Source organism: Halomonas sp. BC04, assembly GCF_000568385.1.
In genome coordinates, this window is record NZ_AZQX01000190.1 from 1 (window position 1) to 15,611 (window position 15,611).

Genomic DNA, 15,611 nt, shown 5'->3' on the forward strand with positions numbered 1-15,611 from the left:
CGAGACGATCACGCCAGCATGATTCCAACCAGTTTTGCCTGACGACCATAGCGTTCGGGAACCACCTGATCCCATGCCGAACTCAGCAGTGAAACCGTTCAGCGCCGATGGTAGTGTGGGGTCTCCCCATGCGAGAGTAGGTCATCGTCAGGCATTTATTCAGAAACCCAGCTTCGAAAGAGGCTGGGTTTCGCCGTTTGGGGGTCTCCCCATGGAGAGTCCCGGAGTGCCGGCCAGATCATCGTCAGGCACTTATTCAGAAGCCCCGGCCATTGGTCGGGGCTTCGCCTTGTCAGGCATTTATTCCGAGAAAACCCCAGTTTCGAAAGAAGCTGGGGTTTTTCTTTTTGTGATCAGTGCAGTGCCTGCTGCAGTTCCGCTAGAATGGGCCTTTTCCCGGTTGGGGCACAGGGCATGACCATCGGTGATCTGATCCGCCTGCTGAGTGATGGGGAGTTTCACTCAGGCGAGCAGTTGGGCGAGCGGCTGGGCGTATCGCGTACGGCGATATGGAAACAGCTGAAGAAGCTCGAGGCGCTGGGCATCCCTCTGGAAGCCGTCAAGGGGCAGGGGTACCGCATCTCAGGTCCACTGGAGCTGCTCGATGGTGGAGCCATCGTGGCTGGACTGTCACGACAGGGTCGGCAACATCTCGCTCGCCTGTTCATTGAGGAGACCCTGCCCTCTAGCAATGCGTTCATCCGCCAGCGCTTCGACCAGGGTGCCGGGCATGGTGAGGTGTGCCTGGTGGAGCAGCAGAGCGAAGGCCGTGGGCGCCGAGGACGTACCTGGTCGACTCCCTGGGGACGCGCGCTCATGCTGTCGCTTGGCTGGCGGTTCGACTCCGGTGTCGTGGCCTTGGAGGGGCTCAGCCTGGCCGTGGGGGTAGTGCTGGCACAGGTGCTGGAGCGGCACGGGGTTGCCCCTAAGCTAAAGTGGCCCAACGATGTGCTCCTTGAGAGCGTCGAGGGCCGGCTGGGCAAGCTTGCCGGCATCCTGGTGGAGATCAGCGGCGATGCCGCAGGTCCCTGCGAAGTCGTGATCGGCATGGGAATCAATGTCAGCCTGCCCCAGGAGTTTCGTGAGGCGATCGGGCAGCCGGTCGCGGCGGTGCACGACCAAGCGCCGGGGCTATCTCGCAACCACTTGGCCTATGAACTGCTTGATGAGCTCCTTCCGCTCCTCGCCGACTATGAGCGCCTGGGCTTTGCTGCCTGGCGTGACCAATGGAATGCCCGGCATGCGTTTGGCGGCTGTGATATCGATGTGCTCCGGGGCGGACAGAGCCTGGTGGCGACGGCTGAAGGCGTTGATGAGTCGGGCAACCTCTGGATTCGGAAGGATGGGCGACGTGAGCGCTTGGCTGGGGGCGAGATTAGCGTGCGTGGCCGCTCATGATTCTTGACCTGGATATCGGTAATACGCTGTCCAAGTGGCGTCTGAAGGATGCCGATAGTAGCGAGATTCGCTCCCGTGGTGCCGTTTGGACCCGGGAAGAGTGGAAGCCCGGGTCCGACATTCCCGACCTGGATGTGGTCGAGGCGGTGCGAATTTCCAGCGTGGCTCGAGAAGTGGTTCTGGAGCAGACCGTGGCGCTGCTGCACAGCCGAGTGCGAGGCGTGCATGTGGCGCGCTCTACCCCGGAGGCGCTCGGCGTCGTCAACGGCTATGAGGACCCTCATCGGCTAGGTGTGGACCGATGGATGGGGGTGCTGGCGGGCTACCAGTTGGCAGGGGGCTGCTGCGCGGTGGATTGCGGCAGTGCCATCACCGTTGACTTCGTATTGCCCGGTGGCCGGCATCTGGGGGGGTATATCATACCCGGACTGCGCTTGATGAAAGAGAGCCTCAAGCTGGGTACCCGCAATGTGGCTATCGACCCCGACAGTGAAGCGGAGGAGCTGCTGCTGCCCGGACAGCGTACCGTCGAGGCGGTCAATCACGGCATCTATATGGCGGCGGTCAGCGCCATCAACCGGATCTACTCGGAGGTGTGCGACCGGGAGGGGGTGGCCTTGCCGATGTTGCTCACGGGTGGGGACGCCCGGGTCGTCTCCCGTGGTATGCAGTCCCCTCATGCGGTATGGCCGGACATGGTGTACGGGGGGCTGGAGGCGTGCTTCCCGCTGACTGCCGCCGAGCGAGCCGGGCGTATGTCGGGCGCGCCACGGGTGCCCCAGCCGGCAGGTCTGGAAAAAATCCGTGCAGGCCTTGCTTTCTCCATGCTGCTTTGACACAATGCAGCGCGTTCCACGGCTGAGGGTGCTTCCGGTTGGAGGTTCTTCGGGCAAGTTGCTGATAAATAAGCACTTGACACGGCGCGTGGAGGCGGTAGAATGAGCCGCCAGCTGGAGGGGTTCCCGAGTGGCCAAAGGGAGCAGACTGTAAATCTGCCGCGAAAGCTTCGAAGGTTCGAATCCTTCCCCCTCCACCAAGTTTCATGCCGTGATCGACTTTGGCGATTCGGCTGCCAGAGTGGGTGGGCGGGCATAGTTCAATGGTAGAACCTCAGCCTTCCAAGCTGATGATGCGGGTTCGATCCCCGCTGCCCGCTCCAGTATGGCAAGTGCTGATCGTGATGATCGGTGCGGGGCATGCAAGATGTGCCAGAGGGTTTTGCTCATGTAGCTCAGGGGTAGAGCACACCCTTGGTAAGGGTGAGGTCGACGGTTCAAATCCGTCCATGAGCTCCAAACAGAAAAGGCGAGCCAAGGCTCGCCTTTTTCTTTTCCGGCTCGGAAGTGCCGGAAGGGGTTGTCACCAGGCGATACCTTCGCTATCATGGCGCCCGCTGTTGTGCATGCTGCCTGCAAGGGGTTGCGCGCATCAGATACAGGCCAGTAGCTCAATTGGCAGAGCAGCGGTCTCCAAAACCGCAGGTTGGGGGTTCGATTCCCTCCTGGCCTGCCAACCTCCCCCAGGTTGGCACCCATCTACTAGATACATGATTCGATTGCCGCACCCTGAGGAGTCACGTTTTCATGAAACATAACGCCGAGGTGCAGGAGTCGCGCCACGACGGGCTCAAGTGGGCGGTGGTCGTCACGTTGCTGGCCGTGGCTGTCGTGGGTAATACCTACTTTGCCGACCAGGCCATCCTCTACCGCGTGCTGGGTGTCGTCGTCCTCTGTGCCGCTGCCGCGGTCATGGCGCTGACTACTTCCAAGGGGCGCGAGCTGGCCGAGCTGGCTAAGAGTGCCAAGAAAGAGATTCAGCGGGTGGTGTGGCCGACCCGCCCCGAAACCGTGCAGACCACGGCTATCGTGCTTGTCGCCGTGCTGGTGGTCGGTCTGATGCTGTGGCTGATCGACACCCTTCTTGGCTGGGCGATGTCCGGCGTCATCGGTTAGGAGTTTTCATGTCCAAGCGTTGGTACGTCGTCCACGCCTACTCCGGCTTCGAGAAGCATGTCATGCGCTCCCTGTTGGAGCGCGTGAAGATGTATGGCATGGAGGACCGCTTCGGCGAGATCCTGGTGCCGACCGAAGAAGTCGTCGAGATGCGGGACGGCAAGCGCCGCAAGAGCGAGCGCAAGTTTTATCCCGGCTACGTGCTGGTCGAGATGGAAATGGATGACGCCACCTGGCACCTGGTCAACGAGACGCCGCGTGTCATGGGCTTCATCGGTGGTACCAAGGAGAAGCCGGCGCCGATCACCCAGAAGGAGGCCGATGCCATCCTGCGGCGGGTGAAGGACGGTACCGACAAGCCGCGTCCCAAGACCATCTTCGAGCCGGGGCAGTCCGTGCGCGTCGTCGACGGCCCCTTCGCCGATTTCAATGGCGTGGTCGAGGAAGTCAACTACGACAAGAGTCGCCTTCAGGTCAGCGTGCTGATCTTCGGTCGGGCGACACCGGTCGAACTGGAATTTGCCCAGGTCGAGAAGGAGTAATCCTCTCGGCCCGGCATCTGCTGTCTGGCCGCCGAGGCGGTCCTATAACCCGGGGAGCCACAAGGAGGACGCTGAACAAATTGGCGAGCGGAATGAAGCGCAAGGCGCACGCAGCGCAGACACCGGAGCCTAGGTAGTACTAGGTGAGGCTGTCGAGCAGCGCGCAACGCAGCGATTCGTCCGCGCAGACATTTGAGCGGTGTTTTCCGAGGCGCTACTACCCAACTGGAGTCTACACATGGCCAAGAAAGTACAGGCTTACATCAAGCTGCAGGTTGCAGCCGGTAAGGCCAACCCGAGTCCCCCCGTGGGCCCCGCGCTGGGTCAGCACGGTGTCAATATCATGGAGTTCTGCAAGGCCTTCAATGCGGCCACGCAGGAAATCGAGCCGGGTCTGCCGACTCCCGTGGTCATCACCGTCTACTCCGACCGCAGCTTCACCTTCATCACCAAGACGCCGCCTGCGGCCGTCCTGCTGAAGAAGGCGGCTGGGATCAAGTCCGGCTCCGGTGAGCCGAACAAGAAGAAGGTCGGCACCGTGACCCGCGAGCAGCTCGAGGAGATCGCAAAGACCAAGGAGCCGGACCTGACGGCTGCCGATCTCGACGCCGCTGTGCGTACCATTGCTGGTAGCGCCCGCAGCATGGGCCTGAACGTGGAGGGTCTCTGATCATGGCTAAACTGTCCAAGCGCGCCAAGGTGATTCGCGAGAAGGTCGATCCGGCCAAGGCGTACTCCCTGGAAGAGGCCGTGGCACTGCTCAATGAGCTGTCCACCGTCAAGTTCAAGGAATCCCTCGACGTTGCCATCAACCTGGGCGTCGATCCGCGCAAATCCGACCAGGTCGTGCGCGGCGCCACCGTCATGCCCAACGGTACCGGCAAGGACGTGCGCGTTGCCGTCTTTACCCAGGGTGCCAATGCCGATGCCGCCAAGGAAGCCGGTGCCGATATCGTCGGCATGGACGATCTGGCCGAACGGGTCAAGAAGGGTCAGCTTGACTTCGACGTGGTCATCGCCTCGCCGGACGCCATGCGCGTTGTCGGCCAGCTGGGCCAGATTCTCGGCCCGCGCGGCTTGATGCCCAACCCCAAGGTCGGCACCGTGACCCCGGACGTCGCCACCGCGGTGAAGAACGCCAAGGCGGGCCAGGTGCGTTTCCGTACCGATAAGAACGGCATTATTCATACCACCCTGGGCAAGGTCGACTTCGATGCGGCCGCCATTCAGGGCAACCTGGAAGCGCTGGTCGCTGACTTGAAGCGTCTCAAGCCGAGCACCTCCAAGGGTGTCTATCTCAAGAAGGTCACCCTGTCCACTACCATGGGCCCGGGTCTGACCCTCGACCACTCCGCGCTGGCGTAAGCGAGGCGAGAGTCGTTGCTGTCGGGCTCCGATGCCGGCAGCGAGCAGCAAGTGCAGTTTGCAAGAACTTTGCGGTCCCCAGACACCTTGCCAGGCAGGGTGTGCGGGGCGCCGTCAAAGACCGCAGGCGCCGCCGCTTTCGAGTGGCGGCTTAATGTCCCCGGCATGGGGTGCCTGCGCAGATGGTGTGGCCGCCAGATCGCTGGTGAGCACCATCACCCGGGACTTCCTGAAGCCGTCGCGAGGCGGTCTATGGAAGAAATGGTAACCCCCGGAGCCCGCGCAGCGAGGTTCCGGCACGAAGGAGTGATCACTGTGCCACTAGCACTCGAAGGCAAGAAGGCGATTGTTGCCGAGGTCAGTGAAGCGGCCAAGGGCGCACTCTCCGTCGTAGTTGCCGATTCTCGTGGTGTCACGGTCGAGAAGATGACCGACCTGCGCAAGCAGGCCCGCGAGAATGGCGTGCAGATCCGTGTTGTCCGCAACACCCTGGCACGCCGCGCCCTCTCAGGCACCCAGTGGGAATGCCTGAATGAGAGCTTCATCGGTCCGACACTGCTGGCTTTCTCCACCGAGCATCCGGGCGCTGCCGCCCGCCTGTTCAAGGAGTTCTCCAAGCAGGATCAGAACTTTGAAGTCAAGGCGCTGGCCTACGAAGGTGAGCTGATTCCGGCAAGCGACATCGATCGACTGGCAACGCTGCCGACTTATGACGAGGCCATCGCCAAGCTGATGTCCGTCATGAAGGAAGCATCTGCCGGCAAGCTGGTTCGTACCCTGGCCGCCCTGCGCGACCAGAAGCAGGAAGCAGCCGCCTGATCGGCGAACTCGCTCCTGTAGCCTGAATCGAACTCTGAACAGACGAGCGCTCGGCGCGCCGAGGCTCCCGCAAAGTTAGGAAGACCAAAATGGCACTGACCAAAGAAGACATCATCAACGCCGTCGCCGACATGTCCGTCATGGAAGTTGTCGAGCTGATCGAAGCGATGGAAGAGAAGTTCGGCGTTTCTGCCGCCGCCGCCGTCATGGCTGGCCCGGCTGCCGCTGGTGAAGTCGAAGAAGAGCAGACCGAGTTCGACCTGGTCCTGACCAGCGCTGGCGAGAAGAAAGTCAACGTGATCAAGGCTGTGCGCGAACTGACCGGCCTGGGCCTGAAGGAAGCCAAGGGTGCCGTCGACGGCGCACCGGCGACCATCAAGGAAGGTCTGTCCAAGGACGACGCCGAAGCGGCGAAGAAGAAGCTGGAAGAAGCCGGCGCGAGCGTGGAGCTCAAGTAATCCTTGTGCCCATGGCTTCACGCGCTGCGTAAGCTTCCACGGCTGGTGGCGGGCCCTCCCGCTGCCGGCCTTTTTCTGTTGCACTAGCAGTCTGCCGTTGCAGCACTGTTAGAAGAATCCCGACGGCGAGCTACCCTCTGGGGAGCTTGCCGTCAGCGCCTGACGGGGTCGAGCCCGTCGGGTGGCGCCGACCACGCATCGGTCACCCATGGTGAACAAGCTGGGGAATACAGATGGCTTACTCATACACTGAGAAAAAACGCATCCGCAAGGATTTCGGCAAACTGCCCCAAGTGATGGATGTGCCCTACCTGCTGGCGATCCAGCTTGATTCCTATTACGACTTCCTCCAGCAGGACCGCGCTCCCGATGAGCGCCTCGAAAGCGGGCTTCACGCGGCCTTCAAGTCCGTGTTCCCGATCGAGAGCTTCTCCGGCAACGCCGCGCTCGAGTATGTCAGCTACCGTTTCGGCACGCCGGCCTTCGATGTCAAGGAGTGCCAGCTGCGTGGCGTTACCTACTCGGCGCCCCTGCGGGTCAAGGTTCGTCTGATCATCTATGATCGGGACTCTTCGAACAAGGCCATCAAGGACATCAAGGAGCAGGAAGTCTACATGGGGGAAATCCCCCTGATGACCGAGAACGGGACTTTCGTGGTCAACGGGACCGAACGGGTCATCGTTTCCCAGCTGCATCGCTCGCCGGGTGTGTTCTTCGACCACGACAAGGGCAAGAGCCACTCCTCCGGCAAGCTGCTCTACTCGGCCCGCGTGATTCCCTATCGCGGTTCCTGGCTCGACTTCGAGTTCGATCCCAAGGACAACGTCTTCGTGCGCATCGACCGCCGCCGCAAGCTGCCGGCGACGGTGCTGCTGCGTGCCCTGGGGCTGACCGCCGAGGAAGTTCTCGAAGAGTTCTTCGAGACCAGCAGTTTCCACATCGAGAAATCGGGTTTCTCTGTGGAGCTGGTGCCGTCGCGCCTGCGCGGCGAGACCGCCACCTTCGATATCAAGGACGCCGAAGGCAACCTGATCGTCGAAGAAGGTCGGCGCATCACCCAGAAGCATATCCGCCAGCTGGAGAAATCCGGCCTTGAGCGCCTCGACGTGCCGATGGACTACCTGTTCGGCAAGACGCTGGCCCGGGATCAGGTCGACTCCAGCACCGGTGAGCTGATCTGCCCCTGCAATACCGTGATCACCCCCGAGCTGCTCGAGAAGCTGGGGCAGGCCGGCATCACCACCATCGAGACGCTCTACACCAACGATCTCGACTGCGGCTCTTTCATCTCCGACACGTTGCGGCTGGATACCACCGGCTCGCAGCTCGAGGCGCTGGTCGAGATCTACCGCATGATGCGCCCCGGCGAGCCGCCCACCAAGGAAGCCGCCGAGACCCTGTTCCACAACCTGTTCTTCACCGAGGACCGCTACGACCTGTCGGGCGTCGGTCGGATGAAGTTCAATCGTCGCTTGCGCCGTGATGGTGATACCGGCTCCGGTGTGCTCGACAACCGTGACATCCTCGATGTGCTCAAGGAGCTGATCTATATCCGTAACGGCTTCGGCGAAGTCGACGATATCGATCACCTGGGCAACCGGCGCATCCGCTGCGTCGGCGAGATGGCCGAGAACCAGTTCCGCGTTGGCCTGGTGCGCGTCGAGCGTGCGGTCAAGGAGCGTCTCTCCATGGCCGAGAGCGAGCCTGATGCCCCAGGATCTGATCAACGCCAAGCCCGTTGCGGCGGCGGTCAAGGAGTTCTTCGGTTCCAGCCAGCTTTCCCAGTTCATGGACCAGAACAATCCACTCTCCGAGGTTACCCACAAGCGCCGCGTCTCCGCGCTTGGGCCGGGCGGTCTGACCCGCGAGCGGGCCGGCTTCGAGGTGCGCGACGTTCACGCCACGCACTACGGTCGTCTCTGTCCCATCGAGACCCCTGAAGGGCCCAACATCGGCCTGATCAACTCCCTGGCTACCTACAGTCACACCAACAGCTACGGCTTCCTCGAGACGCCGTACCGCAAAGTGGTTGACCGCCAGGTGACCGACGATGTGGTACACCTTTCGGCCATTGAGGAGGGCGACTACGTCATCGCCCAGGCTTCGGCTGCCGTGGACGAGTCCAACAAGCTGGACGACGACCTGGTTCAGGTGCGCCACAAGGGCGAGACCACCTTCATGCGTCCCGAGCAGGTGACGCTGATGGATGTGTCGCCGCGTCAGGTGGTTTCCGTTGCCGCAGCGCTGATCCCGTTCCTCGAGCACGACGATGCCAACCGCGCCCTGATGGGCTCGAACATGCAGCGCCAGGCGGTGCCGACCCTGCGTGCCGAGAAGCCGCTGGTGGGTACCGGCATGGAGCGCTTCGTGGCCCGTGACTCCGGCGTCTGCGCCGTGGCGCGTCGTGGCGGCGTGATCGATTCGGTCGACGCCAAGCGTATCGTGGTGCGTATCAACGAGGACGAGATCATCGGCGGTGAGGCCGGCGTCGACATCTACAACCTCACCAAGTACACGCGTTCCAACCAGAACACCTGCATGAACCAGCGGCCCATCGTGCGCCCTGGCGACAGCGTGGCACGTGGCGACATCCTGGCCGACGGCCCGTCCGTGGACATGGGTGACCTGGCCCTGGGCCAGAACATGCGCATCGCCTTCATGCCCTGGAATGGCTACAACTTCGAGGACTCGATCCTGCTGTCGGAGCGGGTGGTGCAGGAAGATCGCTTCACCACCATCCACATCCAGGAGCTGACCTGTGTGTCACGCGACACCAAGCTGGGGCCGGAGGAGATCACTTCCGATATCCCCAACGTCGGCGAGTCGGCGCTCTCCAAGCTGGACGAGGCGGGTGTGGTCTATATCGGTGCCGAAGTCGGCCCGGGTGACATCCTGGTGGGCAAGGTCACGCCCAAGGGCGAGACCCAGCTGACGCCCGAGGAGAAGCTGCTGCGCGCGATCTTCGGCGAGAAGGCCTCCGACGTGAAGGACACCTCCCTGCGTGCCCCCACCGGTATGAAGGGTACCGTCATCGACGTGCAGGTCTTCACCCGCGACGGCGTGGAGAAGGACTCGCGCGCCCTGGCCATCGAACAGATGCAGCTCGACGAGGTGCGCAAGGATCTCCAGGAGACCTATCGTATCGCCGAGGATGCCACCTTCGAGCGCCTCAAGCGCACGCTGAATGGCGAGGTGGTGCACGGCGGGCCCAAGCTCAAGAAGGGCGATGTGCTCTCCGAGAGCTACCTGGAGGAGCTGCCGCGCCAGCAGTGGTTCAAGCTGCGCCTGCAGGAAGAGTCCCTCAACGAACTGCTGGCCCAGGCCGACGAGCAGCTGGAGAATCGCCGCCGCGAGATGGAGGAGCGCTTCGAGGACAAGAAGCGCAAGCTCACCCAGGGCGATGACCTGGCGCCAGGCGTGCTCAAGATCGTCAAGGTCTACATGGCGGTCAAGCGTCGCATCCAGCCGGGTGACAAGATGGCCGGCCGTCACGGTAACAAGGGCGTCATCTCCGCCATCATGCCGGTCGAGGACATGCCCTTCGACGACAACGGTGTGTCGGTGGACGTCGTCCTCAACCCGCTGGGCGTACCCTCGCGGATGAACGTGGGGCAGATTCTGGAGACCCACCTGGGTCTGGCGGCACAAGGGCTGGGTGTGAAGATCGACCGCATGCTGCGTGATGCCCGCGAACAGCAGGTGGCCGAGATCCGCGAGTTCCTGGGCAAGGTCTACAACTCGACCACAGGAACCCGAGTCGAGGATCTCGACACCCTGAGCGACGATGACATCATCGCCCTGGCCAAGAACCTGCGCAGCGGCGTGCCGATGGCCTCGCCGGTGTTCGACGGCGCCCAGGAGAGCGAGATCAAGGATCTGTTGCGCCTGGCCGACCTGCCGGATTCCGGACAGATGGCCCTGTACGACGGGCGTACCGGCGACGCCTTTGATCGGCCGGTCACGGTGGGCTACATGTACATGCTGAAGCTCAACCACCTGGTCGACGACAAGATGCACGCGCGCTCCACCGGCTCCTACTCGCTCGTCACCCAGCAGCCGCTGGGCGGCAAGGCGCAGTTCGGTGGCCAGCGCTTCGGGGAGATGGAGGTCTGGGCGCTGGAAGCCTACGGCGCGGCCTACACCCTCCAGGAGATGCTGACGGTGAAATCCGACGACGTGGAAGGTCGCACCAAGATGTACAAGAGCATTGTGGACGGCGACCACACCATGCATGCCGGCATGCCGGAATCCTTCAACGTACTCGTTAAGGAAATCCGTTCGCTGGGCATCGATATCGAGTTAGAGAGCTAGGAGCCGACTCCATGAAAGATTTGGTGAAAGTCCTCAAATCGCAGTCACAGTCCGAAGAGTTCGATGCGATCAAGATCTCGCTCGCCTCGCCGGACATGATTCGCTCCTGGTCCTTCGGTGAGGTCAAGAAGCCCGAGACCATCAACTACCGCACCTTCAAGCCGGAGCGGGACGGCCTGTTCTGTGCCAAGATCTTCGGCCCGGTGAAGGACTACGAGTGCCTGTGCGGCAAGTACAAGCGCATGAAGCACCGCGGTATCATCTGCGAGAAGTGCGGCGTCGAGGTGACCAAGGCGGCGGTGCGTCGTGAGCGCATGGGCCATATCGAGCTGGCCAGCCCCGTCGCGCATATCTGGTTCCTCAAGTCGCTGCCGTCACGCATTGGCATGTTCCTGGACATGACCCTGCGTGACATTGAGCGGGTGCTCTACTTCGAGAGCTTCGTGGTGATCGATCCGGGCATGACCACGCTGGAGCGTGGCCAGCTGCTCAACGACGAGCAGTACTTCGAGGCCCTCGAGGAGTTTGGCGACGACTTCGACGCCCGCATGGGCGCCGAAGCGATCCAGGCGCTGCTCAAGGACATCGAGCTGCCGGAGGAGATCGACCGGCTGCGCGAGGAGATTCCGCAGACCAATTCCGAGACCAAGATCAAGAAGCTCTCCAAGCGGCTCAAGCTGCTGGAAGCCTTCCACAACTCCGGCAATGCGCCGGCGTGGATGGTCATGGAGGTGTTGCCGGTGCTGCCGCCGGACCTGCGTCCGCTGGTACCCCTGGACGGTGGCCGCTTCGCCACCTCCGACCTCAACGACCTGTATCGCCGGGTGATCAACCGCAACAACCGCCTGAAGCGTCTGCTCGACCTCAATGCGCCGGACATCATCGTGCGCAACGAGAAGCGCATGCTCCAGGAAGCGGTCGATGCTCTGCTGGACAACGGCCGTCGTGGCCGGGCCATTACCGGCTCCAACAAGCGGCCGCTGAAGTCCCTGGCTGACATGATCAAGGGCAAGCAGGGGCGTTTCCGTCAGAACCTGCTGGGCAAGCGCGTCGACTATTCCGGCCGCTCGGTCATCACCGTCGGTCCGACCCTGCGCCTGCACCAGTGCGGCCTGCCCAAGAAGATGGCACTGGAGCTGTTCAAGCCGTTCATCTACTCCAAGCTGCAGTCGCAGGGGTACGCCTCGACGATCAAGGCGGCCAAGAAGATGGTCGAGCGCGAGCTGCCCGAGGTGTGGGATATCCTCGCCGAGGTCATCCGCGAGCATCCGGTGCTGCTCAACCGGGCGCCGACCCTGCACCGTCTCGGCATCCAGGCCTTCGAGCCGCTGCTGATTGAAGGCAAGGCGATCCAGCTGCACCCGCTGGTGTGTGCCGCCTACAACGCCGACTTCGACGGTGACCAGATGGCGGTCCACGTGCCACTGACCCTGGAAGCCCAGCTTGAGGCGCGGGCGCTGATGATGGCCACCAACAACGTGCTGTCACCGGCCAACGGCGATCCGATTATCGTGCCGTCCCAGGACGTGGTGCTGGGCCTGTACTACATGACCCGCGAGAAGATCAACGCCAAGGGCGAGGGCATGGTGTTCGCCAACCTCAACGAGGTGGAGCGTGCCTTCGGTACCCAGAGCGTGTCACTGCATGCCCGGGTCAAGGTGCGCCTCACCGAGGTGCTGATCGACGAAGAGACCGGCGAGCAGAGCACCCAGCGGCGTATCTACGACACCACCGCTGGTCGTGCCCTGCTGTTCCGCATCCTGCCCGACGGCGTGCCCTTCGAGCTGGTCGACCAGCCGATGAAAAAGAAGGCGATCTCCAAGCTGCTCAATGAGGTCTATCGTCGTGCCGGCCTCAAGCCGACCGTCATCTTTGCCGACCAGCTGATGTACACCGGTTTCCGCATGGCGACCTGGTCCGGTGCCTCCATCGGCGTCAACGACTTCGTCATCCCGGATGCCAAGGTCGAGATCGTCGACGCGGCCGAGGCCGAGGTCAAGGAGATCGAGGATCAGTTCTCCTCGGGCCTCGTCACCGCCGGCGAGAAGTACAACAAGGTCATCGATATCTGGTCCAAGGCCAACGACAAGGTGGCCAAGGCGATGATGCGCGGAATCGAGAAGGAGACCGTGATCGACCGTGATGGCAACGAGGTCGAGCAGGACTCCTTCAACAGCGTCTTCATCATGGCCGATTCCGGTGCCCGAGGTAGTGCCGCCCAGATCCGCCAGCTGGCGGGTATGCGTGGCTTGATGGCCAAGCCGGACGGCTCGATCATCGAGACACCGATCGTCGCCAACTTCCGTGAAGGCCTGAACGTACTGCAGTACTTCATCTCGACCCACGGCGCACGGAAAGGCCTGGCGGATACGGCACTCAAGACCGCCAACTCCGGTTACCTGACCCGCCGCCTGGTCGACGTGGCCCAGGACATGGTGATCACCGAGACCGACTGTGGTACCGAGCGCGGCCTGACGCTTCACCCGGTCATCGAGGGGGGCGACATCATCGTCTCCCTGGCCCAGCGCGTGCTGGGTCGTGTGGTGGCCCAGGACGTCATCGATCCGGCCACCGACGAGGTGCTGATCGAGAAGGGCACGTTGCTCGACGAAGCCTGGTGCGAGCATCTCGACACCATGGGCGTCGACGAGGTCGTGGTACGCAGTGCCATCACCTGCGAGTCCGCACACGGCGTCTGTGCCTGCTGCTACGGCCGCGATCTGGCCCGTGGCCATCAGGTCAACATTGGCGAGTCGGTGGGTGTCATCGCCGCCCAGTCCATCGGTGAGCCCGGTACCCAGCTGACCATGCGGACCTTCCACATAGGCGGCGCGGCATCCCGTGCTTCCGCGGTGGACAGCGTCCAGGTCAAGCATGCGGCCGCGGTGCGGCTGCACAACATCAGTTCGTCGAGCGCGCCGACGGCAAGCTGGTTGTGGTTTCCCGCTCCAGCGCCCTGGCTGTCGCCGAGACCATGGCCGTGAGCGCGAGTACTACAAGCTGCCTTACGGCGCCGAGCTTTCCGTCAAGGATGGCGACGCCGTGGATGCCGGCCAGGCCGTGGCCAAGTGGGAYCCGCATACCCACCCGATCATTGCCGAGGTCGAGGGCAAGGTGCACTACGCCGACATGGACGAGGGCATGACCATTCACCGCAGCGTGGATGAGATGACCGGCCTCTCCTCCATCGAGGTGATCGAGTCCGCCGCGCGTCCCCAGGCCGGACGTGAAAAGCGCCCGATGGTCCTGCTCACCGACGAAGCCGGCGAGCCGATCAGCGTCACCGGTTCGAATACGCCCGTCCAGTACCTGCTGCCCGGCAAGTCCATCGTCTCGGTGGAGAACGGTGCCAAGATCGGCATCGGTGAGATCGTCGCGCGGATCCCGGTGGAGGCGTCCGCCAACAAGGACATCACCGGTGGTCTGCCCCGCGTGGCCGACCTGTTCGAGGCGCGCAAGCCGAAGGAGCCGGCGATCCTCGCCGAGGTCAGCGGCGTCATCAGCTTCGGCAAGGAGACCAAGGGCAAGCGTCGCCTGACGATCTCTCCCGAGGACGGCAACGATCCGTTCGAGGCGCTGATCCCGAAATGGCGCCAGATCGCCGTCTTCGAGGGCGAGAGCGTCGAGAAGGGCGAGGTGATCTCCGACGGCCCGAGCAACCCGCACGACATCCTGCGGCTGCTGGGCGTGGCGGAGCTGGCCAAGTACATCACCGCCGAGATCCAGGAGGTCTACCGCCTCCAGGGCGTGGGCATCAACGACAAGCACATCGAAGTGATCGTGCGTCAGATGCTGCGCAAGGTCGAGATCACTGACTCCGGTGACTCCGACTTCATCCCGGGTGATCAGGTCGAGCTGGTACGGGTGCTGGAGCAGAATGTGCGCCTGGAGAAGGCCGAGAAGTTCCCGGCCAAGTACCAGCGCGTGCTGCTGGGCATCACCAAGGCCAGCCTGGCCACCGAGTCGTTCATCTCCGCGGCCTCCTTCCAGGAGACCACGCGGGTGTTGACCGAGGCGGCGGTTACCGGCAAGCGCGATTACCTGCGCGGCCTGAAGGAGAACGTGGTGGTCGGCCGTCTGATTCCGGCAGGAACCGGCCTGGCCCATCACCAGGAGCGTCGCCGCCGGCGTGAAGACACCGAGCGTCTGCTCCACCCGTCGGCCTTCGATGTCGAGCAGGAACTGGGCGCCCAGCTCACCGCGCTGGACTCGGACGACGACGACCTGTAGACGGCGTGGGAAGGCGTCAGGCCCTGAGCGATGCTCCCGGCTTGACGCCCGACCCCGCTAGACATTAGAATGCGCAGCCTTTAACAGTGGGGTGGGTGTGCCCGCGTCCGCTGAAAGGCAAGGCAACCATTGGAGTCAGCTACACAACATGGCAACGATCAATCAGCTCGTGCGCAAGCCGCGCAAGCGCCCCGCCGCCAAGAGCGACGTGCCGGCGCTGCAGGCCTGTCCGCAGAAGCGCGGTGTCTGTACCCGCGTCTACACCACCACCCCGAAGAAGCCGAACTCGGCCCTGCGTAAGGTCTGCCGCGTGCGTCTGACCAACGGGTTCGAGGTGTCGTCCTACATCGGTGGTGAGGGACACAACCTCCAGGAACACTCTGTCGTGCTGATCCGCGGCGGCCGTGTCAAGGATTTGCCGGGTGTGCGTTATCACACCGTTCGCGGCGCCCTCGACACTTCCGGCGTGCAGAACCGCAAGCAGGGCCGTTCCAAGTACGGCACCAAGCGTCCGAAGTCCTGATCGACTCGGTGCK

The 15,611-nt window shown here is 62.9% G+C and carries 9 protein-coding genes, 4 tRNA genes, 1 rRNA gene and 2 pseudogenes; all 16 read left to right on the plus strand.

What is annotated here, in order from left to right:
- Positions 1–37: 37 nt before the first annotated feature.
- The 16 genes and pseudogenes from rrf to rpsL all read left to right on the plus strand — a co-directional run bounded on the left by rrf (position 38) and on the right by rpsL (position 15,598).
- Positions 38–153 (plus strand): 5S ribosomal RNA (gene rrf, locus Q427_RS13450).
- A gap of 261 nt (positions 154–414) precedes the next feature.
- Positions 415–1,398 (plus strand): biotin--[acetyl-CoA-carboxylase] ligase, encoded by a 984-nt coding sequence (locus Q427_RS13455; protein ID WP_043514674.1) that lies wholly within the window; start codon positions 415–417, stop codon positions 1,396–1,398.
- Positions 1,395–2,234, plus strand: coding sequence for a type III pantothenate kinase (locus tag Q427_RS13460; protein ID WP_043514677.1), 840 nt, complete (start codon positions 1,395–1,397; stop codon positions 2,232–2,234). The genes Q427_RS13455 and Q427_RS13460 overlap by 4 nt, the downstream gene beginning before the upstream one ends.
- 116 nt (positions 2,235–2,350) lie before the next feature.
- A tRNA-Tyr gene (locus tag Q427_RS13465) sits at positions 2,351–2,434 on the plus strand.
- 49 nt (positions 2,435–2,483) lie between these two features.
- Positions 2,484–2,557 (plus strand) — tRNA-Gly (locus Q427_RS13470).
- A gap of 61 nt (positions 2,558–2,618) precedes the next feature.
- A tRNA-Thr gene (locus tag Q427_RS13475) sits at positions 2,619–2,693 on the plus strand.
- A gap of 141 nt (positions 2,694–2,834) precedes the next feature.
- Positions 2,835–2,910: transfer RNA gene (locus Q427_RS13480), tRNA-Trp, on the plus strand.
- A 71-nt stretch (positions 2,911–2,981) separates the two neighbouring features.
- Positions 2,982–3,350 (plus strand): preprotein translocase subunit SecE, encoded by a 369-nt coding sequence (gene secE, locus Q427_RS13485; protein ID WP_043514680.1) that lies wholly within the window; start codon positions 2,982–2,984, stop codon positions 3,348–3,350.
- Positions 3,351–3,358: 8 nt separating this feature from the next.
- Entirely contained in the window at positions 3,359–3,892 is a 534-nt protein-coding gene (gene nusG / locus Q427_RS13490) for a transcription termination/antitermination protein NusG (protein ID WP_043514683.1), read from the plus strand.
- A 238-nt stretch (positions 3,893–4,130) separates the two neighbouring features.
- On the plus strand, positions 4,131–4,562 hold the full coding sequence (rplK, locus tag Q427_RS13495; protein WP_043514686.1) for a 50S ribosomal protein L11: 432 nt from the start codon (positions 4,131–4,133) through the stop codon (positions 4,560–4,562).
- A gap of 2 nt (positions 4,563–4,564) precedes the next feature.
- Positions 4,565–5,257 carry a 50S ribosomal protein L1 gene (gene rplA / locus Q427_RS13500; RefSeq protein WP_043514689.1) on the plus strand — a complete coding sequence of 231 codons (693 nt, stop codon included), beginning with the start codon at positions 4,565–4,567 and terminating at the stop codon, positions 5,255–5,257.
- Positions 5,258–5,572: 315 nt separating this feature from the next.
- Positions 5,573–6,076, plus strand: a complete 504-nt coding sequence (gene rplJ / locus Q427_RS13505) for a 50S ribosomal protein L10 (protein WP_043514693.1) — start codon at positions 5,573–5,575, stop codon at positions 6,074–6,076.
- A gap of 89 nt (positions 6,077–6,165) precedes the next feature.
- On the plus strand, positions 6,166–6,534 hold the full coding sequence (rplL, locus tag Q427_RS13510) for a 50S ribosomal protein L7/L12 (protein WP_043514695.1): 369 nt from the start codon (positions 6,166–6,168) through the stop codon (positions 6,532–6,534).
- Between the two features lie 233 nt (positions 6,535–6,767).
- Positions 6,768–10,845, plus strand: a pseudogene (gene rpoB, locus Q427_RS13515) (DNA-directed RNA polymerase subunit beta).
- 11 nt (positions 10,846–10,856) lie between these two features.
- A pseudogene (rpoC, locus tag Q427_RS13520) lies at positions 10,857–15,075 on the plus strand (DNA-directed RNA polymerase subunit beta').
- Positions 15,076–15,223: 148 nt separating this feature from the next.
- Positions 15,224–15,598 carry a 30S ribosomal protein S12 gene (gene rpsL / locus Q427_RS13525; RefSeq protein ID WP_010626462.1) on the plus strand — a complete coding sequence of 125 codons (375 nt, stop codon included), beginning with the start codon at positions 15,224–15,226 and terminating at the stop codon, positions 15,596–15,598.
- Positions 15,599–15,611: the final 13 nt, after the last annotated feature.

What these genes read in the sequence shown, in the direction of transcription:
- rplA (WP_043514689.1), top strand. Translation starts at nt 4,565, where the DNA reads ATGGCTAAACTGTCCAAGCGCGCCAAGGTGATTCGCGAGAAGGTCGAT.
- nusG (WP_043514683.1), top strand. Translation starts at nt 3,359, where the DNA reads ATGTCCAAGCGTTGGTACGTCGTCCACGCCTACTCCGGCTTCGAGAAG.
- rplK (WP_043514686.1), top strand. Translation starts at nt 4,131, where the DNA reads ATGGCCAAGAAAGTACAGGCTTACATCAAGCTGCAGGTTGCAGCCGGT.
- secE (WP_043514680.1), top strand. Translation starts at nt 2,982, where the DNA reads ATGAAACATAACGCCGAGGTGCAGGAGTCGCGCCACGACGGGCTCAAG.
- Q427_RS13455 (WP_043514674.1), top strand. Translation starts at nt 415, where the DNA reads ATGACCATCGGTGATCTGATCCGCCTGCTGAGTGATGGGGAGTTTCAC.
- rplL (WP_043514695.1), top strand. Translation starts at nt 6,166, where the DNA reads ATGGCACTGACCAAAGAAGACATCATCAACGCCGTCGCCGACATGTCC.
- Q427_RS13460 (WP_043514677.1), top strand. Translation starts at nt 1,395, where the DNA reads ATGATTCTTGACCTGGATATCGGTAATACGCTGTCCAAGTGGCGTCTG.
- rpsL (WP_010626462.1), top strand. Translation starts at nt 15,224, where the DNA reads ATGGCAACGATCAATCAGCTCGTGCGCAAGCCGCGCAAGCGCCCCGCC.